A 19,359-nucleotide genomic window follows, 5' to 3' on the forward strand; every position below is an offset into this window, starting at 1 on the left:
AGAGACTAAGTTTATTATGCAAAAAGGAAGGAAGCAGCAATGAACACAGTAGATCAAGTTATTCAGCATTTAAAAAAAGGGGAATTAACAGAGGCTCTTAAACATATAAATCGAATTAAATCATCAGAGTCAGCCGAGGACATTTTGTTGCTGGCTGAGGAAATACTCCAGCTTGGTTTTGTAGAGGAGGCAAAAGATCTTTTTGAGCATCTACTAGAACTATATCCTGATGAAGGAGAATTGATTGTTTCATTAGCTGAAATTTTGATTGATATGGATCAAGAAGATGAAGCGATGTTAATGCTTGAAAAAGTAAGTGTAGATGATGAAGTATATCCAAGTGCATTGCTTTTGGAAGCAGACCTTTATCAACTACAGGGGATGGATGAGGTCAGTGAGCGAAAATTGATGCAGGCAAAGGGAATACTACCAGATGAGATCATCATTGATTTTGCACTAGGTGAACTGTTCTATCACCAAGGAAGAGACCAGGAAGCCATTGCAAATTACATAAAGGTTTTGGAACAGGAACAAGAAATTGCTGGAGTTAATGTCAATCAACGACTAGCTGAAGCATTAAGCAGTTCTGGGAAGTTTGAGGAAGCCCTTCCGTACTTTGAAAAGGCTCTAAATGACGGACTCGAAATAAATACGTTATTTGAGTATGCATTTACAGCTTTCCAAGCAGGTCTTTATGAAACAGCCGTGCGTAAGTTTATTGAATTGAAAGAATTGGATCATGAATATCATTCCTTATATTTATATTTGGCTAAGAGTTATGAACATCTTGAAGATTTGGAAAATGCTTTGAAAACGGTAAAAGAAGGCATCAAGGCTGATGAATTCAATAAGGAGCTTTATTTCTTCGGCGGTAAAATAGCCTTAAAAAGCGGACTTGATAAAGAAGCAGAAAATTTATTCAAAGAGGCTCTTGCTATTGATCCCGGCTATTTAGAAGCTGCACTTACTCTATTGAAACTGTATATGCATCACGAAAGATATGAAGATATCTTAGAGTGTATTGGCGAGGTTAGAAGATACGGTGAGGATGATCCGCAGTTTGAATGGATAGCTGCCGTATGTTATCAACACACAGAACAATTTAAAGAGTCATTAACCTGCTATCATAAAGCATATAATTCTTTCAAGAACAATCCAGACTTTCTTGAAAACTATGGTTTCTTTTTAATTGAAGAAGGAGACAGAACCACATCTAGAGAAGTATTTAATAAGCTGCTTGAGATAAACCCAGCAAACGATGAGTATGTGATGATTTTGGAGCGGCTTGACGAAAGTCCAGAGGAATTGTAGAGAAGAGAAAATAAAATCAAGACAGAGGAGGGAATTCATGGTGGCTGCCCCTGTTTCTGTGAATGAGAAAAAGGATTTTATTCGGTGGTTTTTAAATCATTATCAACTGAAAAGAAGAGAATGTGTTTGGATATTAAATTATTTAATGAGTCATGATCAATTAATGAAAAAGGTTCATTTTGTAGAAAATGCACAATATTGTCCACGCGGATTAATTATGTCGACACATTGTGTAGAAGAGGTTCCTTTTAGGTTCTATAAGTCCAATATTATGACGACCGATGCAGAGAAATCTTTTCATGATATCCGCTTAAACCGGGATGAAGATATTTATATTCAACTCAATTTTAAATCCGCTTATTCTTCATATCAGTACGCAGCAGTGCTTGAGAATAACCCTTTCATGCCGAAATCCACGGCTGCAAATGAAAAAGATCAGCTGCTGGCTGAGCAATTTTTGGAAAAAAGTATGCTGTATTTTCAAAGGGACCGCCTACTTAAGGAAATTGATGAAGCGCTAGATAAACATGACGAACAGGCATTTAAGAATTTAACCGAACAACTTAATCAATTAAAAGTACTTGGCTAACTAAAACGACCTTTCCGTAATCAGGAAAGGTTTTTATTTTTTATAAAACACTGATAAAATCCACATTTTTGTAAAGACTATAAGTATATGGTAAAGATGTAATAAAAAAATGGTAAAATGAAAAGGAGTTGATTTAATAAATCGGGAGTGAAGAAAAAATATGAAGTGGACAGCAAAAGATTTGGATATGTATATCCAGTCAAAAGAGTATGTGGATACTGTTTTAATTCCTTTGGTTCCCATAACATTTGGAAGTCAAATTAAGCAAACTGGTTCAATGAATGAATTTCTTACCATTTTAAGCTCGGAAATTGAAAAGCAGATGAAAGGAAGAATTCTTTTAATGCCAACTTTTCATTATTTGAGTGATGAGGAGGATAAGATTGATTTATTAAAGCGTTGGACCAACAAAGTGAAAGAAAATAATTTTAAACATATTTTTTTTCTTACATCAGATATTGAATGGAAAAAGGAAGAGCGGGAATTAGAACATAATTTAGTATGGATTCCAGCCATCCCTCTTGAAACCCTAGAAAATAACCAAGCTAGGGAAATGATTAACCAGCAGGTTCTCCAGATCCTTGATATTTTCACTTATAATTGGAAAAATGAAAAAAAGTAGGATTTTTCGCATTATTTGACACATAGTTGCCACCTTTTGGGTTTTACAAATATTGACCTTGGTAAATTATTGAGATATCATGGAAATGTCCTAGTTTTATAGTGTTGCTATTTATTGGTCCTTTGGGCTCTCAGTATAGTAATAGAGGGGGGGAAAACGCATGAGCAAGCGTAATGTTTCACGACGTCAATTCCTTAATTACACACTTACTGGCGTTGGTGGATTTATGGCGGCCGGTATGTTGATGCCTATGGTTAGGTTTGCAATTGATCCTGTATTATCAGCAGATAAAGGCGGGGATTACATTGCAACTAAACAAAAGGTAAGTGAACTGACTACCGAACCAACCCGTGTTGACTTTAGTTTTAAGCAGGTCGACGGGTGGTATGAGTCTGAAGAAACAAATACAGCTTGGGTTTATAAAATGGAAGACGGTAAAATCGTTGCTTTATCTCCAATTTGTAAACATTTAGGTTGTACGGTAGCGTGGAATACGGATAAGTCTAATCCGAATCAATTTTTCTGTCCTTGTCATTATGGCAGGTACACGAAAGATGGTGTGAACGTGAAAGGGACACCGCCGGTTTCACCTTTGGATGTCTATGACACGAAAGAGAAAGATGGAATTCTTTATTTGGGTCAACTAAAACCGCATGGGGAGGCGTAAACATTGCTAACAAAGTTATATGACTGGGTGGACGAGCGTTTAGATATTACGCCATTATGGCGGGATATTGCTGACCATGAGGTTCCTGAACATGTTAACCCCGCACATCATTTTTCTGCATTCGTATATTGTTTTGGTGGGTTAACTTTCTTTATCACGGTCATCCAAATATTGTCGGGTATGTTCTTAACGATGTACTATGTACCGGACATTAAAAACGCTTGGGAATCTGTTTATTATCTGCAAAATGAAGTTGCCTTCGGTCAAATTGTCCGTGGTATGCATCACTGGGGAGCAAGTCTAGTTATTGTTATGATGTTTTTACATACTCTTCGTGTCTTCTTCCAGGGAGCTTACAAAAAACCGCGCGAATTGAACTGGATGGTCGGCGTATTAATTTTCTTTATTATGCTGGCATTAGGATTAACAGGTTATTTACTGCCATGGGATATGAAAGCGCTATTTGCAACAAAGGTTACTTTGACAATTGTCGAATCGGTACCGTTAATGGGACCAGCACTTAAGACATTGATAGCAGGAGATCCAACAATAGTTGGAGCACAGACATTGACAAGATTCTTCGCAATTCATGTATTCTTCCTGCCTGCAGCATTATTTGCTTTACTAGCGGCTCATTTCTTGATGATCCGGAAACAAGGTATTTCAGGTCCACTATAAAAGAATTATGAACTGAGAATCATAAAAACCTTTTCATAAAGGAGGGGATTGTTCAATGCATCGTGGGAAAGGTATGAAATTCGTAGGTGACTCGCGTATCTCCGCGAACCGTAAACCGAATATTCCGAAAGATTATTCAGAATATCCTGGGAAAACTGAAGCATTTTGGCCTAATTTCCTTTTAAAAGAATGGATGGTCGGAGCTGTATTTCTTGTAGGCTATTTGTGCCTAACAATTGCACATCCGTCTCCATTAGAAAGAATAGCAGATCCGACAGATACAGCGTATATTCCGCTACCTGACTGGTATTTCCTATTCCTTTACCAATTACTTAAGTATACTTATGCATCAGGTCCGTATAATGCAATCGGGGCTCTCGTTATACCTGGACTAGCATTCGGAGCATTGCTCTTGGCACCATTTTTAGACCGTGGTCCAGAGCGTAGTCCAGCAAAACGTCCATTTGCTGTAGGTTTTATGCTATTAGCAATGGCTGGTGTTTTTTATCTAACATGGGAGTCTGCAGCCCATCACGACTGGGAAGCTTCTAAGAAGCAAGGTGCAATCGTAGAAGGTGCAGACATTGATAAAGACAGCGAAGGTTATAAACTCATGGATGCTAGTGGTTGTATTAGTTGCCACGGAGCAGAGTTAACAGGTGGAGCAGGTGCACCGAGCTTGATTGACACTGGGTTAACCCCAGAAGAGATTTCCAAAATTGCTGTCAAAGGACAAGGTGCTATGCCAGCTGGTATGTTCAAAGGTTCTGATGAAGAGTTGGCAACATTAGCTGAATTTGTTTCGGGTTTAACAGCAAAATAAAGTATTTATCGACAGCATTTTCTTCATATGCTGCCGAATGGAAAAGCTGACGACTACGGTTGTCGGCTTTTTTATTGGAAAATTGAAGCGAATCTGATAAGAAATTGAAATGAAAACTTGGATTTAAAGATCAGGAACTGTAAAATGGTTGTATTGAGAATGTAAGAGAGGTAAAAAGAATGAATGTTATTTACAGCTGGCTTGCAAATCGGCAAATGCTCTTTTTGTTATTAATTGTTAATATATTCGGAACTCTATTTGGATATTATTGGTATGGTAGTCAGTTAGCAAACACACCGACTATTTTTTTAGCATTTGTACCAGACAGTCCGACTGCTAGTTTATTTTTTGTATTTGTATTACTGGGGTTTCTTTTGAAAAGAAACTTTGGCCTAATGGAGGCATTGGCGATAATAACCCTATTCAAATATGGTTTATGGGCAGTTGTGATGAATGTACTGACATATATGACAACAGGTTCATTGCCTTGGGAAGGCTATATGTTAATGGCTTCTCATTTGGGTATGGCGATTCAAGGGATATTATATGCACCATTTTATCGAATAAAACCTTGGCATTTGGTTGTAGCAGGGATTTGGACAATACATAATGATATTATCGATTACGTTTTTGAAATGATGCCTATTTATCGTGATTTATTGGTCTATATGAATTCGATAGGTTATTTCACCTTTTGGCTTAGTATCCTTTCTATCTTTGTTGGATGGTACTTTGGTTTTAGAAAAAAGCGATTTACTCTTTCAATGATTAACTAATGGTTAGCCCCGCATTCATTTTTGTGAGTGCGGGGTTAACTTTTTATGATGAACAAGGTCTACTCATGTTTTTTGTTTCATATCGTTTTAGTAGAGATATGAGGAGGGACGAGTAGCATGTTGAAAAAATCTATATTAACCATTGCTGTTTTATTTGTCGTCTTACATTTCCCTGTCTATGCAGAATCCTCTTCAAGTTTGGAGCAATTAGATAACATTTCCGATAGTGCATTGGAAATGACAAAGTTGAAGCGATATGGAGATTCGGAAAAGATGCTTACGTTTTTTTCTGACCAGTTTATAAAAGAGACAGCGAAAGAACAGATACTTGACATGGACGAACTTAGAATTATAACTGTAGCCCATAATGAAGCATTGATGACAATAAAGGATATGAATAAGGGAGATTCTGAAAAGATAAATTCAGTTACAAAATTTAGGCTTGTTGTGGATGCTGTGAAGTCAACGCATCAGCCTCTTTGGACCGAGATGGAGGATCAAATGATGAATTCCTTCAGGCAAACAAAGGATGCCGCAATGCATCAAGACACAATAACATTTAATAATCAATTGAACTTATTCCTTTCACAATATGAAATGATATATCCAAGCTTGAAGGTCGACCTTTCTAAAGAAAAGATTCAGCAACTGGATACTAGGATTCAATACATTAATCAATACCGCCCTGAAGTAGTGAGCGATAGTGAAAGCCAAAAAGAGCTTGATGCATTGCAAAATGAATTATCGTCTATTTTTAATGATATGGGAGAAGATGATGCAGATCCTTCCCTTTGGTGGGTTATCATAACTACTGGCAGTATAATTATTATGACTCTTTCTTATGTCGGCTGGAGAAAATATAAAGGAGATCGGGAAAAACCTAAAAAAGGACATAACGATTGAAGGTAAGTGAAGAGAACTCTATATTTGACATGGTTGCATTCATTCCCTAGAATTGAGAGTAATAATAGTTTTAGGAGGATACCATGTATTTCATTTATTTGGCGATTATCATTTTAATCCCGATTTATGCACAAATGAAAGTGAAAAGTACGTATAAAAAATATTCAAACGTATCGGCTTCTTCTGGTATGAATGGTGCTGAAACTGCGAGGGCCATTTTGGATCAAAATGGACTATATAATGTCAGGGTCGAAGAAACACCTGGAATGCTCTCAGATCATTACGACCCAAGAGATAAAACGGTCCGGTTATCGACTGATAACTATCATGGGCATTCTGTTGCCGGCGTTGCTGTTGCAGCCCATGAAGTGGGACATGCGATTCAAGATAAAGAAGCTTATGCGTTCTTACGTTTTCGTCATGCGTTAGTACCTGTCGCTAACTTCGGTTCTAATATATCTTGGATCTTAATTTTAATCGGGGTGTTAGCCAGAATTCCAGGCTTATTAATAGCGGGTATCGTATTTATGTCAGCAGCAGTATTATTTCAAGTAATCACTCTGCCAGTGGAGTTCAATGCTTCCTCTCGGGCAATGGATCAACTCGTTTCTGTAGGAGTTATCCGTAATGATGAAGAACGAGAAACAAAAAAAGTATTAAATGCAGCTGCGATGACGTATGTTGCTGCGGCACTTGTAGCCGTGCTTGAACTAGTTCGACTTCTGCTTATGTATACAGGTATGAGAGAAGAAGATTAAATAAAAAGGACTTCATCACATGATGAAGTCCTTTTTATACGTTTACGATATATACCAAGGATAGTTAAAGATACTTATAAAACTTCACTATTCGGGGAATATATAAAATGATGTAATGGTTTCACAGTGGTTACTACCGTTCGATTGGATTCTTATTCTCATCATGGGTAAAGCCTTCACCTAATACATCGTGCACTTCACTTACAGATACAAAAGCATGAGGGTCCACTGATGTAATGGCATTTTTCAAGCGAACGAGCTCGTTTTTACCGACAACACAATATAGAACTTCTCGATCAGTTTTTGTATAGGATCCGTATCCCCTTAAGACTGTTACTCCTCGCTCCATATCTTTCATGATTTTATCAGCAATTTCCTCATTCTTCTCACTGATAATCATTGCTCCTCTAGCAGCATAGGCTCCCTCCTGCATAAAGTCGATAACCCGCGCACCGATGAATACCGCCACTAGGGTATACATGGCTTCCCTGTAATTCAAGTAGGTGAGAATGGATAGACCGATAACAATGGCATCAAAAATAAACATGGTCCGACCCATGCCCATTCCTAAATATCGATGGGCAAATCGGGCAATAATATCAACGCCGCCAGTTGTCCCGCCATAACGGAAGATGATACCTAGCCCAACACCAACAAAGACCCCGGCAAACAATGCCACCAGCATCAAATCATTCCCGAGATTTATTTCGATTTGATATCTTTCGAATACCCATAGCCAAACGGATAAACCAACTGTTCCAATGATTGTATAAAAAAAAGAAGTCCGCCCTAAATATTTCCACCCTATTAAGAATAAGGGGATATTTAAAACCAAATTAGAATAAGAAGGATTTATCCCAATAAGTTGATATATAATCAAGGTGAGACCAGTGAAACCGCCTTCTGCCAAGTTATTTTGCATGTTAAAATGTACGAGGCCAAATGCGAAGATTCCAGCTCCAAAAAGGATAAATATAGTGTTTTTCAATTTTAAGCCGAAAAGCATGTCTTTTACCTCCAAAACGTTTGAATGCGGTTAATTTACTTATTATAACTAATTAACCAACTATGGGCAATTGTTGTTACCGAACGTATCTGTTGTCATCTGATTCACTTTTAGCTAACATAAAGAAGGTATAATGTTTATTAACGAAAATCAAGAATGGGTGACTAAATGGAAAAGCAAAAGACGATCCAACAAATGCAAGCAGAAGTCGACCAATACATAGGACAATTCAAAGAAGGATATTTCAGCCCTTTGGCTATGCTAGCACGCTTGTCAGAGGAGCTTGGTGAACTGGCTAGGGAAGTCAATCATTACCATGGTGAAAAACCTAAGAAATCAACTGAAATTGAGAATACAGTTGAAGAGGAAATGGGTGACATGCTATTTGTGTTAATTTGTTTTGCTAATTCACTTGGTATTGACCTTCAAAGCTCGCACGATACGGTCATGCATAAGTTTGCAACACGTGATAAAGACAGATGGACAAAAAAAGATGAGAGTGTAGAGGGGGAAGTAAAGGATGAGTAAAGTAAGAGTGATTGTAGCTGGACCTCGTGGCAGAATGGGTAATGAAGCGGTTAAGTTAGTACATAGAACAGAAGGGTTTGAATTAGCAGCTGTTATAGATCGTAAATATAACGGGGATAGCCTCTCAAATATTGATGGTTTTCAAGGAATTGAAGCACCTGTTTTTTCCGATATTAATGAATGCTTCTCGGCTGTAAATGCAGACGTATTGATTGACCTAACTACACCTGAAGTAGGAATGTATCATACAGAAACTGCACTGAATCATGGAATTCGTCCTGTTGTAGGAACAACAGGATTTACAAAGGAAGATTTAGCAAAGTTGGATTTGTTAACTAAGGAAAAAGGTATTGGATGCATTATCGCTCCAAACTTTGCAATTGGGGCTATCTTGATGATGAAATTCTCACAAATGGCTGCAAAGTACTTCCCAAATGTAGAAATCATTGAAATGCATCATGATCAAAAATTGGATGCCCCTTCAGGTACAGCTGCTAAAACAGCAGATATGATAGCTGCAGTACGTGAGACAAAACAACAGGGTCATCCGAATGAGAAAGAAACCATTCAAGGGGCTCGAGGAGCAAATATAGATGGTATGCATATCCATAGTGTTCGTCTACCGGGCCTTGTTGCTCATCAACAGGTCCTTTTCGGAAGTGATGGAGAGCTATTGACGGTTCGCCATGATTCATTTAATCGCGCCTCCTTTATGACAGGAGTTAAACTTGCTGTTGATTCAGTCATGAAGTTAGATGTACTTGTATACGGCCTAGAAAATATTATCGAGTAGGGATTAGGAGGATTACGATGAAAATTGCCTTAATTGCCCATGATAAGAAAAAAGAAGATATCATACAATTTGTAACAGCCTATAAAGCTGTATTTCAACAACATGAGTTATATGCTACTGGTACAACAGGGAAACGAATTATGGAAGAAGTATCATTGCCTGTCCATCGTTTCCATTCGGGGCCTTTAGGTGGAGACCAGGAAATCGGGGCAATGATTGCCCGTGGTGAAATGGATATGGTCCTATTTTTCAGAGATCCATTAACATCGCAGCCACATGAACCGGATGTATCTGCACTTATACGGCTCTCCGATGTCTATGAAATTCCATTGGCCACAAATATGGGTACGGCAGAAGTGCTAATTCAAGGTTTGAAACATGGATATATGGACTGGCTTAAACTACGAAAAAAACAAGGTGAGATAAATGACAAACAAAAGTAATATTGATATCCTCGCTTTCGGGGCACATGCGGATGATGTTGAAATTGGTATGGGTGGTACGATTGCTAAATATGCGCAACAAGGTAAGAACATCGTTATTTGTGATTTGACAAAAGCCGAAATGTCATCCAACGGTACCGTTCTTTTACGGCAAAAGGAAGCAGGTAAGGCCGCGGAAATCCTAGGAGTTGAGAGAATAACCCTAGATTTACCCGACCGTGGTTTATATATGAAAGAAGAATACATTAATCAAATAATAACTGTTATTCGCAAATATAAACCTACACTTGTATTTGCCCCTTTTTTGGAAGATCGTCATCCTGATCATGGGAATTGTGCAAAATTAGTGGAAGAAGCAGTTTTTTCGGCGGGGGTTAGAAAGTATATGGAGGAAGATGGTCTTGAAGCTCATCGTGTCCAAAATATGTACTATTTTATGATAAATGGTTTTCACAAACCTGACTTTGTCGTTGACATTACATCTTATATATCGGAAAAATTGGACAGTCTTAGAGCATATGAAAGTCAATTTGATAAAAGTAATACAACAGTGGAGACACCGCTTGTGAATGGATATATCGAGACAGTTGAAGCGAGGGAAAGGATGTTCGGCAAAGAAGTGGGTGTCGCATATGCGGAAGGATTTATGTCAAAAAAACCGTTGCTGATCGAAGCCGGTTTGTTAGGGGAAAAATAATCTTATGAAATTAAAAATTGGAATTACCTGCTACCCTACAGTAGGAGGTTCGGGTGTTGTTGCAACTGAATTAGGCAAAATGCTTGCAGAAAAAGGACATGAAATTCATTTCATTTCTTCAAGCCTCCCATTCCGCCTAAATAAGATGTACCATAATATTTATTATCACCAAGTGGAAGTCAACTCTTATTCTGTTTTTCAATATCCACCGTATGACCTTGCGCTTGCGAGCAAGATAGCGGAAGTAGTGAAGCGGGAAAAACTTGATATTCTCCATGTTCATTATGCAATTCCACATGCTGTTTGTGCGATTCTTGCAAAGCAGATGTCAGGAAATGAAGTTAAAATAGTCACGACTCTTCATGGTACAGACATTACTGTACTAGGCCATGACCCTTCCCTATCCAATTTAATAAAATTTGGGATTGAACAATCAGATGTTGTTACGGGTGTATCTAATTCGCTCGTACAACAAACACATGAGTTAATCTCTCCGAATAAGGAAATCAAAACCGTTTATAATTTTATTGATGAAAGGGATTATCATAAAACCAATTCAGAATATTTACGGGACGAATACGGAATCCAAGATGATGAAAAAGTCATCATTCATGTATCGAATTTCCGTTCAGTCAAGCGGGTTAAAGATGTTATCCAAGCGTTCTTTTTAGCTCAAAAGAAAATACATGCTAAGCTTCTTCTCGTTGGCGACGGCCCGGAAGTAACAACGGTATTAAAGTTGGCTAAAGATCTTGGAATCGATGAAAAGGTCTTGTTTCTGGGTAAGCAGGACAACCTTGCCGAATTATATTCAATCAGTGATTTAATATTACTACTATCAGAAAAAGAAAGTTTTGGACTGGTACTTCTTGAGGCGATGGCATGTGGTGTTCCTTGTATAGGAACGAATGTCGGAGGAATTCCAGAGGTTATCGTTGACGGAAAAACTGGCTATATTTGTGAATTGGGTAACGTCAAAATGGTAGCTGAAAAGGCCGTCGGACTTTTAAGCAACCCGATTTTACATAAACGTTTTTCTGAGGCTGCTCTAGAAAGGGCCAATACTAAATTTCACTCAGATACCATTATGTCAGAGTATGAAGCAATATATGTTCAAGCGCTTGAAACTAATTCTATTGAATAAGGAGGGGATGCTGATGGATCAGTTATTCTTAAAATCAGTGCCCATTCTTGAATTGATTGAAAAAGCAGGATTCGAAGCCTATTTTGTGGGTGGTTCTGTAAGAGATTATATTCTTGGCAGGCCCATCAATGATGTGGATATCGCTAGTTCTGCTACACCTCAGGAAATTAAAGGAATCTTTCCTAAAACAGCAGATATCGGAATCGAACATGGAACGGTGCTTGTAATTGAGGAATCTGGTACGTATGAAATTACGACTTTTAGAACGGAAAGCGGGTATACGGACTTTCGCAGACCTGATTCCGTACAATTTGTCCGGTCTTTGACAGAAGATTTACAGCGAAGAGACTTTACGATGAATGCGATTGCTATGGATAAGTCTGGGAATATGATTGATCCATTTAACGGTAAGCGTGATTTGTTACAAAAAAGAATTATCACTGTTGGCAATCCCCATGAAAGATTCCATGAGGATGCCTTAAGAATGATGCGGGCATTAAGGTTTGTCAGCCAGCTTGATTTTGAACTGGATCAGCAAACTTTTGATTCACTTCAAGAGAATGGACCAATCCTTAGCGAAATTGCAATCGAAAGAATTCTCATTGAATTTGAAAAACTTTTAGCTGGAGCCTACAAGACAAGGGCTCTCTCGCTCTTACTAGAAAGCGGGTTATACCAATACTTGCCCCAATTTTCCAATCAAAAAGAAAATTTGGAGAAGTTATTAAATCTGCCGCTTCATCACTTAAAAGCGGCAGAATTATGGTCTGTTATCATGATTTATACGAATGCTCAGGATATTGAAGCGGCGTTAAGAGAGTGGAAACTGCCCCTGAAAACAATTAGAAGTGTCCAACGTATTATTCAGATAGCAAAGAAAGAACCACCGTTTGAAAATTCTTCTCTCGAAGTATTTCAGGCAGGTCATATTAAAGCTGTCCAAGCAGCTAAAGTCCGAGCTGTATTAACAGGAAGAAATGTTAAGGATGCGGAGAAGGTCATCCATCAACAATTTAAAGAACTTATACTTAAACAGATGTCCGATCTTGCGGTAACGGGTAAGGACTTATTGAAATGGCGTCAAGAAAGACCGGGTCCATGGGTGAAAGAATACTTGGAATTGGTTTTGAAAGCTGTTTTGAATGCTGAATTAAGAAATGAAAAAGATGAAATTAAGAGGTGGCTGGAGAAATGCAATCTGATTTAAGAACAAAGCTGATGGAAGCCCTTTCAAAGGCGAATGGTGCATTTATATCCGGTCAAGAAATTGCTGAATATATAGGCTGTTCGCGCACGGCCGTCTGGAAGCATATAGAAGACCTGCGCAGTGAAGGTTATAATGTTGAAGCTGTCCGCAAAAAAGGCTACCGGATTATTTCAACACCGGAAAAAGTGTCAGAAAGCGAGATACAGCTTGGTTTGGAAACAAAAAAACTTGGGAAAATGATTCACTATCAGGAATCTGTAGAATCAACTCAAAAAATTGCCCACCAACTTGCAAATGAAGGAGTTCAGGAGGGAACTCTTGTTGTTGCTGAGGAACAAGTTTCTGGAAAAGGAAGACTCATGAGATCTTGGCATTCTCCAAAATTCAGTGGCATCTGGATGAGTCTAATTTTAAGGCCAAAGATTCCACTCCATGAGGCCCCTCAGTTGACTTTACTGGCCGCGGTTGCCGTGGTTCAGGCAATAGAGGATATAACGGATTTACAACCTCAAATCAAATGGCCGAACGATATTTTGATAAATCGAAAGAAAGTAACTGGCATTCTGACAGAAATGCAGGCAGAATCGGACAGAATTCATTCTGTCATTATCGGAATTGGAATGAATATCAATCAACAAATAGAAGATTTCCCAGAAGATCTGCAGGAGAAAGCGTCTTCTCTTTTCATAGAAAGCGGAGAAACGGTTTCAAGGTCAAAGGTAATTCAACGTGTGTTGGTTCGTTTAGAAAATTTGTATGATCTTTATTTACAAGAAGGCTTTATGCCAATAAAGGGTCTATGGGAGAGTTATGCCATCAGCCTGGGCCAGTTTATTAAAGCGAGTACGGTTAATGATACAATTGTCGGAAAAGCATTGGGGATAACAGATGCTGGTGTTCTGCTACTTGAAGACAGAATGGGAACCGTACATTCGATTTATTCCGCAGACATTGAAATTCAGTAGATTTTTTGTCAAATCTGTGAAAAATAAATAGAATTTTTGAATTTGGCTTGATATAATGCAAGTGGGCAGTATCTCATGTGAACTGCACCCCCATAAATACCAAATTATTTGAAAATCTGCCTTGATCCAGAGAACTGGACTAGGACGGAGGGATGAAACTTCTGATGTTATCAAAGAGATTGACTAAAAGGACAGTGCTGTTTAGTTGACAATATGAGGCGTTTTTGCCACTTATTGTAACGAAACGGATACTCTATTTAGTCAGTCTTTTTTTTGCGTATGAATGTATACACACCAGTTTTTTAACGCTGATGTCTTCATCTCCTCCATCAAAAAGGAGGAAACGTAATGAAATTATCCGGAGATTTTTTGAAAATGAAACAAAATCAGGAGAAAATTGTCATGCTTACGGCATATGATTATCCGTCAGCAAAGTTAGCCGAACAATCAGGTGTCGACATGATTTTAGTTGGCGATTCTTTAGGAATGGTTGTATTAGGTTATGACTCTACCATCCCTGTTACGGTTAATGACATGATTCATCATACAAAAGCAGTTAAACGAGGGGCCCCTGATACGTTTGTCGTGACGGACATGCCCTTCATGAGCTATCACCTTTCTTTAGATGAAACACTTAAAAATGCGGCCCGTATCATGCAGGAAGGCCATGCAGATGCTGTGAAGGTTGAAGGGGCAGATGACGTTGTTGAAAAAATTGCAGCATTAACAAAGGCTGGCATCCCGGTAATAGCTCATCTTGGCCTGACTCCCCAATCAGTCGGTGTGCTTGGCGGTTATAAAGTACAGGGCAAAGATGCCGAAGCAGCTGCACAGCTCGTGGAGGATGCTAAAAAATGCGAAGCGGCAGGAGCCATAGCGATAGTATTTGAGTGTGTACCATATCAAGTAGGAGAACTCGTCACACAAAACCTAGCAATTCCAACTATTGGAATTGGGGCGGGTGCAGAAACAGATGGTCAAGTCCTTGTTTATCACGATGTCATCAGTTACGGTGTTGATCGTGTTGCAAAATTTGTTAAAGTATACGGAAATGCGAATGAACTAATACGCAATTCAATTACAAGTTATGTAAATGAAGTGAAAACTAAGGATTTTCCAACGAAAGAGCATACTTTTACGATGAAGGAAGAGCAGCTTACAGCTCTTTACGGGGGAAAAGAATGAAAACTTTTACATCTGCAGCTGAACTACAAAAAATAATCCTTAAGGAAAAAAGCAATCACAAAAGTGTCGGCTATGTAGCGACAATGGGCTTCTTACATGAGGGACATGCCACCCTTTTAGAAAACGCACGTAAAGAAAATGACATCGTTGTTTTAAGTATTTTTGTCAATCCGTTGCAGTTCGGACCAAATGAGGACTTTGAAACATACCCTCGCGATTTGGAACGTGATGAAAATGTCGCAGCCAATGCAGGCGTGGATTATCTTTTCTACCCAACTGTCTATGAAATGTACGGTGAAGAGCCTTCAGTCAAGGTTGTCGTCCAAAGCAGGACGGATTGTTTATGTGGTAGACAAAGACCAGGCCATTTCGATGGTGTAGCGACGGTCCTTACGAAATTCTTTAATATCATTCTTCCAGATAGAGCTTACTTCGGTAAGAAGGATGCCCAGCAAGTCGCAGTAATAGATGGTTTGATCCAGGACTTTAATTTTCCAATTAAACTGGTTGCTGTCGATACCGTTCGTGAAGAAGATGGATTAGCAAAGAGCTCCCGAAATGTATACCTTCTAGATCATGAACGCATAGAAGCAAAAGAATTATATCAAAGTTTATTGAAGGCGATAGAGGCGATTAATAAAGGGGAAAGAAATCCTAATACAATTGCGGCACTAGTAAGGGAACATGTTGAAGCACGTACAAATGGGATAATAGATTATATTGAGGTTTATCAATATCCAGAGCTCAAGCCGATTGAAACGATATCAGGCAATATCATTATAGCAATGGCCGTGAAGTTTAAGCATGCAAGGCTAATTGATAATATTACATTGACGGTAGAATAACACCTAAAGCTTAGGGGGAATTTACATGTTTCGAACAATGATGAATGGAAAAATCCATCGCGCAAGGGTTACTGAAGCCAATTTGAATTATGTTGGCAGTATTACAATTGATGAAGACATTATTGACGCGGTAGGCATTCTGCCGAATGAAAAAGTAGCCATCGTCAATAATAATAATGGTGCACGCCTTGAAACGTATGTAATTGCAGGTGAACGGGGCAGTGGTGTTGTTTGTTTGAACGGAGCAGCAGCAAGACTAGTTCAGCCTGATGATATTGTGATTATTATTTCTTATGTGATGATCGCTGAAGATAAGCTAAGTGAACATCAGCCTAAAGTTGCGATTATGAATGAAAATAATCAAATTGTTGAACTGATTTCACACGAACCTGCAGCTACTATCATGTAAGCGAAAGGCCGGCTCTTATGCGCATGTATCATGCATATGTTGAGCCGGCCCTTTTCATTTGCTCAGAATTGTATTACCAGGAAGAGGCAGGGATTGAAGTGAATTAAAAAGTAATAAACTGCGTGTTTCCTTTATTACGATTATTATGGTATAAAAAAGATAAGAGAATTCCATCAGGAAGTGGAGAAAGTGAAGTTTGAGGTGTACAATTCATGACACAACGATATGTAGTGGTTGATTTGGAAACAACAGGAAATTCTCCAAAAAAAGGGGACCGGATTATTCAATTTGCAGGCGTAGTCATCGAAAATGATCAAATTGTAGATGAATACTCAACGTACATCCACCCTGGACAAGAAATTTCCTTGTTTATTGAAGAATTGACCGGAATAAGCAACGAGACGGTAAAGAATGCACCTGACTTTGAAGATGTTGCAGAAAATATTGCCAGGCTTATAGAAGGGTCTTGTTTTGTTGCCCATAATGTTCTATTTGACTTATCTTTTTTACAGGAAGAATTAGTACGCTGTGGATTGGAGCCTTTTTATGGTTCCACACTTGATACTGTAGAGTTAGCAAAAATTTTGAAACCGACATCCGATGGATATAAGCTACATCAGCTGGCCAAAGAAGAAAATCTAGATCATTCTCGGCCTCATCAAGCGGATAGCGATGCATATGCTACCGCTTTATTATTATTGGAATTGAAAAAAAAGCTCATGAATCTTCCAGTGATGACGCTTAAACAGTTATACCGCTTATCTTTTTCATTACAAAGTGAAATTTCCGAATTGATAGATGCTTGTATTGCAAGCAAACTTACAAAAGCAGAAGTTCATTCACCTGAACTTATTACATTTAGAGGCCTTGCATTTAAAAAGGTCGACGAAGAAAGTGATCATAAAGACAGAGAAGCAGAATTTCCGCTAGATGATGAGAAGAAAATGGCCATGCTACAAAATGCGTTTCCCGCTTTTGAAGCGAGAAACGGTCAGCTGGAAATGATGAATATGATTCATCATTCCTTCGAATCCAGTCAAGACGCAATCATTGAAGCTGGGACTGGGATTGGGAAATCCTTAGGCTATTTGCTTCCTGCCGTTTATTTTGCGAGGAAACATCAAAAGCCAGTAGTCGTTTCGACGTATACGCTTCAGTTACAGGATCAACTTCTTCAAAACGAAGTTCCTAAGCTGAAAAAAATCCTTCCTTATTCTTTTCAAGCTGTGTTGCTAAAGGGGAGAAGTAATTATTTGAGTTTGGCGAAGTTTGAACGGGCATTACGTGAAAAGGAAGATAATTACGAAACAGCAATAACAAAAATGCAAATATTAGTTTGGCTAACTGAAACGGAAACAGGAGATAAAGATGAATTAAACCTCACAAGCGGTGGACAACTTTTTTGGAATAGACTTCAAAGTGACGGGCTTACATACGTCGGTTTAAAACAACCATGGCTTGAATTGGACTTTTTTGAAAGAGCAAAAAGAACAGCGGGCAAAGCAGATATTATCATTACTAATCATTCCTTTTTAATGACTGATCTTCTTACAGAAGATGCCCTGATTCCAAAAAAAGGGTATTTAATTCTTGATGAAGCTCACCATTTGGAACAGGCCGCTTCTAAACAGCTTGGACGAAGACTTAATTATATTTCCGTGAAGACGGTGCTGAACAGACTAGGGACAACAGATCAAAAGCAATTATTATACAAACTTGAAAAATTGCTCTCAAACAACGGCTTAACTGAAGGTAAGTCCACGCATGGCCTAGATCAAAAGCTTAATGATTTTTCCTATGAATTTGAACAACTTTTTTATTACATCTCCAACCAGGCCGAAAAACTATCTCATTCAGTGAGTCCGAAACGTCTTTCCTTTAAGATAAGTGACCATCGATGGAGTAAAGCGATTCTGGTTGCTGAGCGGTTAGTAGACTTGCTAGGATCAATCATCATGGAATTGGAGAAAAGATTGAGTCTTTTATTAAATAATGAGGCCTCGTTAGGGAAAAATGCTTTATTTTATTTAAATGATATTGAAGTGCTGCTTGGACATTTGCAGGATACAAGGGATTCCTTACATGAATTTTTTATCAATCCTCAAGAAGAAAATATTTATTGGCTTGATTATACAAATACAGCACCACAACATGGCGTGACATTAACTGTTCAGCCAATTGCAGGAAGTAAATGGTTGTGGGATTCCTATTTTGGACGCCAGAAAAGTGTGATCATGACATCGGCAACCCTCGTGGTGAAGGATTCATTTCAGTACTTTAAAGCACAGCTTGGTTTAGATAATGAACCAATACAGACCGCAAGTTTTCCTTCGCCTTTTCGTTATAAGGAACTTGTGAAGGTGCTTGTTCCGAACGATATTCCGGATATTAATTGCTTATCAGTTGAGGAGTTCTCGGAAGCAGCGGCAAACCATATAATTGCCGCTGCACAGGCAGCTAAAGGGAGAATGATGGTTTTGTTCACCTCACATGAGATGCTGAGAGCAACCTATTTTTCCATCAAAGACTCAGGGGTCCTAGATGAGTATACCTTGTTTGCACAGGGGATTTCTGGTGGTAGCAGAATGAGGTTACTCAGAAATTTTCAAAACTTCGAGAAAGCCGTGCTATTTGGAACAACTAGCCTATGGGAAGGTGTAGATATTCCAGGAGAGGATTTATCCTGCCTAATCATTGTCAGGCTGCCCTTTTCACCACCGGATGAGCCGGTCACAGCTGCAAAATGCCAACTTCTCGAAAAGCAAGGCAGAAACGCCTTCTCTGCGTATTCTTTACCTGAAGCCTTGCTAAGGTTTCGACAAGGATTCGGGAGGCTGATACGTACTCCTGAAGACAGAGGAGTTCTAGTTGTTCTGGACCGCCGCATTATCACCGCCAAATACGGTCTAGAATTCCAAAAGTCCATCCCGGCCGTTGACTGGCATCAAGCCTCAATTAATGAGATGGTGGAAATGATAGAAGAGTGGATTTAAAGAATCTTTAGATTATT

21 protein-coding genes are annotated in these 19,359 nt (G+C 38.7%); 20 read left to right on the forward strand and 1 reads right to left on the reverse strand.

The features are described from left to right. Window positions 1-39: 39 nt before the first annotated feature. The 9 genes from ACQKMR_RS05850 (at window position 40) to ACQKMR_RS05890 (ending at window position 7,127) form a co-directional block, all read left to right on the forward strand. Window positions 40-1,311 (forward strand): tetratricopeptide repeat protein, encoded by a 1,272-nt coding sequence (locus tag ACQKMR_RS05850; RefSeq protein ID WP_427696442.1) that lies wholly within the window; start codon window positions 40-42, stop codon window positions 1,309-1,311. Window positions 1,312-1,348: 37 nt separating this feature from the next. Beyond that, window positions 1,349-1,900, forward strand: coding sequence for a ReoY family proteolytic degradation factor (locus ACQKMR_RS05855; protein ID WP_053346769.1), 552 nt, complete (start codon window positions 1,349-1,351; stop codon window positions 1,898-1,900). Window positions 1,901-2,060: 160 nt separating this feature from the next. Next, the gene (locus ACQKMR_RS05860) at window positions 2,061-2,522 is read left to right on the forward strand and encodes a YpiF family protein (RefSeq protein WP_056525040.1); all 462 of its coding nucleotides are present in this window, start codon (window positions 2,061-2,063) and stop codon (window positions 2,520-2,522) included. A 160-nt stretch (window positions 2,523-2,682) separates the two neighbouring features. Further along, entirely contained in the window at window positions 2,683-3,189 is a 507-nt protein-coding gene (locus ACQKMR_RS05865; RefSeq protein WP_427696443.1) for a ubiquinol-cytochrome c reductase iron-sulfur subunit, read from the forward strand. A gap of 3 nt (window positions 3,190-3,192) precedes the next feature. After that, on the forward strand, window positions 3,193-3,867 hold the full coding sequence (gene qcrB / locus ACQKMR_RS05870) for a menaquinol-cytochrome c reductase cytochrome b subunit (protein WP_034307974.1): 675 nt from the start codon (window positions 3,193-3,195) through the stop codon (window positions 3,865-3,867). Window positions 3,868-3,922: 55 nt separating this feature from the next. Beyond that, a complete protein-coding gene (locus tag ACQKMR_RS05875; RefSeq protein WP_427696444.1) occupies window positions 3,923-4,690 on the forward strand; it encodes a c-type cytochrome in 768 nt (255 codons plus the stop codon). Between the two features lie 179 nt (window positions 4,691-4,869). Beyond that, a complete protein-coding gene (locus tag ACQKMR_RS05880) occupies window positions 4,870-5,466 on the forward strand; it encodes a DUF1405 domain-containing protein (RefSeq protein WP_427696445.1) in 597 nt (198 codons plus the stop codon). Between the two features lie 117 nt (window positions 5,467-5,583). After that, the gene (gene ypjB, locus ACQKMR_RS05885) at window positions 5,584-6,369 is read left to right on the forward strand and encodes a sporulation protein YpjB (protein ID WP_427696446.1); all 786 of its coding nucleotides are present in this window, start codon (window positions 5,584-5,586) and stop codon (window positions 6,367-6,369) included. Window positions 6,370-6,452: 83 nt separating this feature from the next. Next, window positions 6,453-7,127, forward strand: coding sequence for a zinc metallopeptidase (locus ACQKMR_RS05890; protein WP_427696447.1), 675 nt, complete (start codon window positions 6,453-6,455; stop codon window positions 7,125-7,127). A 133-nt stretch (window positions 7,128-7,260) separates the two neighbouring features. Here ACQKMR_RS05890 and ACQKMR_RS05895 read toward each other — a convergent pair whose 3' ends face one another. Continuing rightward, a complete protein-coding gene (locus ACQKMR_RS05895) occupies window positions 7,261-8,133 on the reverse strand; it encodes a YitT family protein (RefSeq protein WP_427696448.1) in 873 nt (290 codons plus the stop codon). A 168-nt stretch (window positions 8,134-8,301) separates the two neighbouring features. Between ACQKMR_RS05895 and ACQKMR_RS05900 the strand changes: the two genes are divergently transcribed. The 11 genes from ACQKMR_RS05900 to dinG all read left to right on the forward strand — a co-directional run bounded on the left by ACQKMR_RS05900 (window position 8,302) and on the right by dinG (window position 19,342). Beyond that, window positions 8,302-8,661: a nucleotide pyrophosphohydrolase gene (locus ACQKMR_RS05900; RefSeq protein WP_427696449.1), complete on the forward strand. Its 360-nt coding sequence runs from the start codon at window positions 8,302-8,304 to the stop codon at window positions 8,659-8,661. Further along, window positions 8,654-9,454, forward strand: coding sequence for a 4-hydroxy-tetrahydrodipicolinate reductase (gene dapB, locus ACQKMR_RS05905; RefSeq protein ID WP_427696450.1), 801 nt, complete (start codon window positions 8,654-8,656; stop codon window positions 9,452-9,454). The genes ACQKMR_RS05900 and dapB overlap by 8 nt, the downstream gene beginning before the upstream one ends. A gap of 17 nt (window positions 9,455-9,471) precedes the next feature. Then, entirely contained in the window at window positions 9,472-9,897 is a 426-nt protein-coding gene (locus tag ACQKMR_RS05910; protein ID WP_427696451.1) for a methylglyoxal synthase, read from the forward strand. After that, window positions 9,881-10,594, forward strand: coding sequence for a bacillithiol biosynthesis deacetylase BshB1 (gene bshB1 / locus ACQKMR_RS05915; RefSeq protein WP_427696452.1), 714 nt, complete (start codon window positions 9,881-9,883; stop codon window positions 10,592-10,594). The genes ACQKMR_RS05910 and bshB1 overlap by 17 nt, the downstream gene beginning before the upstream one ends. 4 nt (window positions 10,595-10,598) lie before the next feature. Next, complete coding sequence (bshA, locus tag ACQKMR_RS05920) at window positions 10,599-11,738, forward strand: N-acetyl-alpha-D-glucosaminyl L-malate synthase BshA (RefSeq protein WP_427696453.1); 1,140 nt, start codon at window positions 10,599-10,601, stop codon at window positions 11,736-11,738. Window positions 11,739-11,751: 13 nt separating this feature from the next. Continuing rightward, on the forward strand, window positions 11,752-12,945 hold the full coding sequence (locus ACQKMR_RS05925) for a CCA tRNA nucleotidyltransferase (protein ID WP_427696454.1): 1,194 nt from the start codon (window positions 11,752-11,754) through the stop codon (window positions 12,943-12,945). Next, window positions 12,930-13,910 carry a biotin--[acetyl-CoA-carboxylase] ligase gene (locus ACQKMR_RS05930; protein WP_427696455.1) on the forward strand — a complete coding sequence of 327 codons (981 nt, stop codon included), beginning with the start codon at window positions 12,930-12,932 and terminating at the stop codon, window positions 13,908-13,910. The genes ACQKMR_RS05925 and ACQKMR_RS05930 overlap by 16 nt, the downstream gene beginning before the upstream one ends. Before the next feature lie 348 nt (window positions 13,911-14,258). Beyond that, window positions 14,259-15,095 carry a 3-methyl-2-oxobutanoate hydroxymethyltransferase gene (gene panB / locus ACQKMR_RS05935; protein WP_427696456.1) on the forward strand — a complete coding sequence of 279 codons (837 nt, stop codon included), beginning with the start codon at window positions 14,259-14,261 and terminating at the stop codon, window positions 15,093-15,095. Next, the gene (panC, locus tag ACQKMR_RS05940; protein WP_427696457.1) at window positions 15,092-15,940 is read left to right on the forward strand and encodes a pantoate--beta-alanine ligase; all 849 of its coding nucleotides are present in this window, start codon (window positions 15,092-15,094) and stop codon (window positions 15,938-15,940) included. Before panB ends, panC begins: the two co-directional genes overlap by 4 nt. Window positions 15,941-15,965: 25 nt before the next feature. Beyond that, window positions 15,966-16,349 carry an aspartate 1-decarboxylase gene (gene panD, locus ACQKMR_RS05945; RefSeq protein ID WP_427696458.1) on the forward strand — a complete coding sequence of 128 codons (384 nt, stop codon included), beginning with the start codon at window positions 15,966-15,968 and terminating at the stop codon, window positions 16,347-16,349. 212 nt (window positions 16,350-16,561) lie between these two features. Further along, a complete protein-coding gene (dinG, locus tag ACQKMR_RS05950; protein ID WP_427696459.1) occupies window positions 16,562-19,342 on the forward strand; it encodes an ATP-dependent DNA helicase DinG in 2,781 nt (926 codons plus the stop codon). The last annotated feature ends 17 nt before the right edge of the window (window positions 19,343-19,359 follow it).

Source organism: Peribacillus sp. NPDC096540, from assembly GCF_050278525.1.
Taxonomy (GTDB): domain Bacteria; phylum Bacillota; class Bacilli; order Bacillales; family DSM-1321; genus Peribacillus.

Coding starts and splice junctions, on each gene's coding strand:
- ACQKMR_RS05850 (WP_427696442.1), top strand. CDS start 40: ATGAACACAGTAGATCAAGTTATTCAGCATTTAAAAAAAGGGGAATTA.
- ACQKMR_RS05855 (WP_053346769.1), top strand. CDS start 1,349: ATGGTGGCTGCCCCTGTTTCTGTGAATGAGAAAAAGGATTTTATTCGG.
- ACQKMR_RS05860 (WP_056525040.1), top strand. CDS start 2,061: ATGAAGTGGACAGCAAAAGATTTGGATATGTATATCCAGTCAAAAGAG.
- ACQKMR_RS05865 (WP_427696443.1), top strand. CDS start 2,683: ATGAGCAAGCGTAATGTTTCACGACGTCAATTCCTTAATTACACACTT.
- ACQKMR_RS05875 (WP_427696444.1), top strand. CDS start 3,923: ATGCATCGTGGGAAAGGTATGAAATTCGTAGGTGACTCGCGTATCTCC.
- ACQKMR_RS05880 (WP_427696445.1), top strand. CDS start 4,870: ATGAATGTTATTTACAGCTGGCTTGCAAATCGGCAAATGCTCTTTTTG.
- ypjB (WP_427696446.1), top strand. CDS start 5,584: ATGTTGAAAAAATCTATATTAACCATTGCTGTTTTATTTGTCGTCTTA.
- ACQKMR_RS05890 (WP_427696447.1), top strand. CDS start 6,453: ATGTATTTCATTTATTTGGCGATTATCATTTTAATCCCGATTTATGCA.
- ACQKMR_RS05895 (WP_427696448.1), bottom strand. CDS start 8,133: ATGCTTTTCGGCTTAAAATTGAAAAACACTATATTTATCCTTTTTGGA.
- ACQKMR_RS05900 (WP_427696449.1), top strand. CDS start 8,302: ATGGAAAAGCAAAAGACGATCCAACAAATGCAAGCAGAAGTCGACCAA.
- dapB (WP_427696450.1), top strand. CDS start 8,654: ATGAGTAAAGTAAGAGTGATTGTAGCTGGACCTCGTGGCAGAATGGGT.
- ACQKMR_RS05910 (WP_427696451.1), top strand. CDS start 9,472: ATGAAAATTGCCTTAATTGCCCATGATAAGAAAAAAGAAGATATCATA.
- bshB1 (WP_427696452.1), top strand. CDS start 9,881: ATGACAAACAAAAGTAATATTGATATCCTCGCTTTCGGGGCACATGCG.
- bshA (WP_427696453.1), top strand. CDS start 10,599: ATGAAATTAAAAATTGGAATTACCTGCTACCCTACAGTAGGAGGTTCG.
- ACQKMR_RS05925 (WP_427696454.1), top strand. CDS start 11,752: ATGGATCAGTTATTCTTAAAATCAGTGCCCATTCTTGAATTGATTGAA.
- ACQKMR_RS05930 (WP_427696455.1), top strand. CDS start 12,930: ATGCAATCTGATTTAAGAACAAAGCTGATGGAAGCCCTTTCAAAGGCG.
- panB (WP_427696456.1), top strand. CDS start 14,259: ATGAAATTATCCGGAGATTTTTTGAAAATGAAACAAAATCAGGAGAAA.
- panC (WP_427696457.1), top strand. CDS start 15,092: ATGAAAACTTTTACATCTGCAGCTGAACTACAAAAAATAATCCTTAAG.
- panD (WP_427696458.1), top strand. CDS start 15,966: ATGTTTCGAACAATGATGAATGGAAAAATCCATCGCGCAAGGGTTACT.
- dinG (WP_427696459.1), top strand. CDS start 16,562: ATGACACAACGATATGTAGTGGTTGATTTGGAAACAACAGGAAATTCT.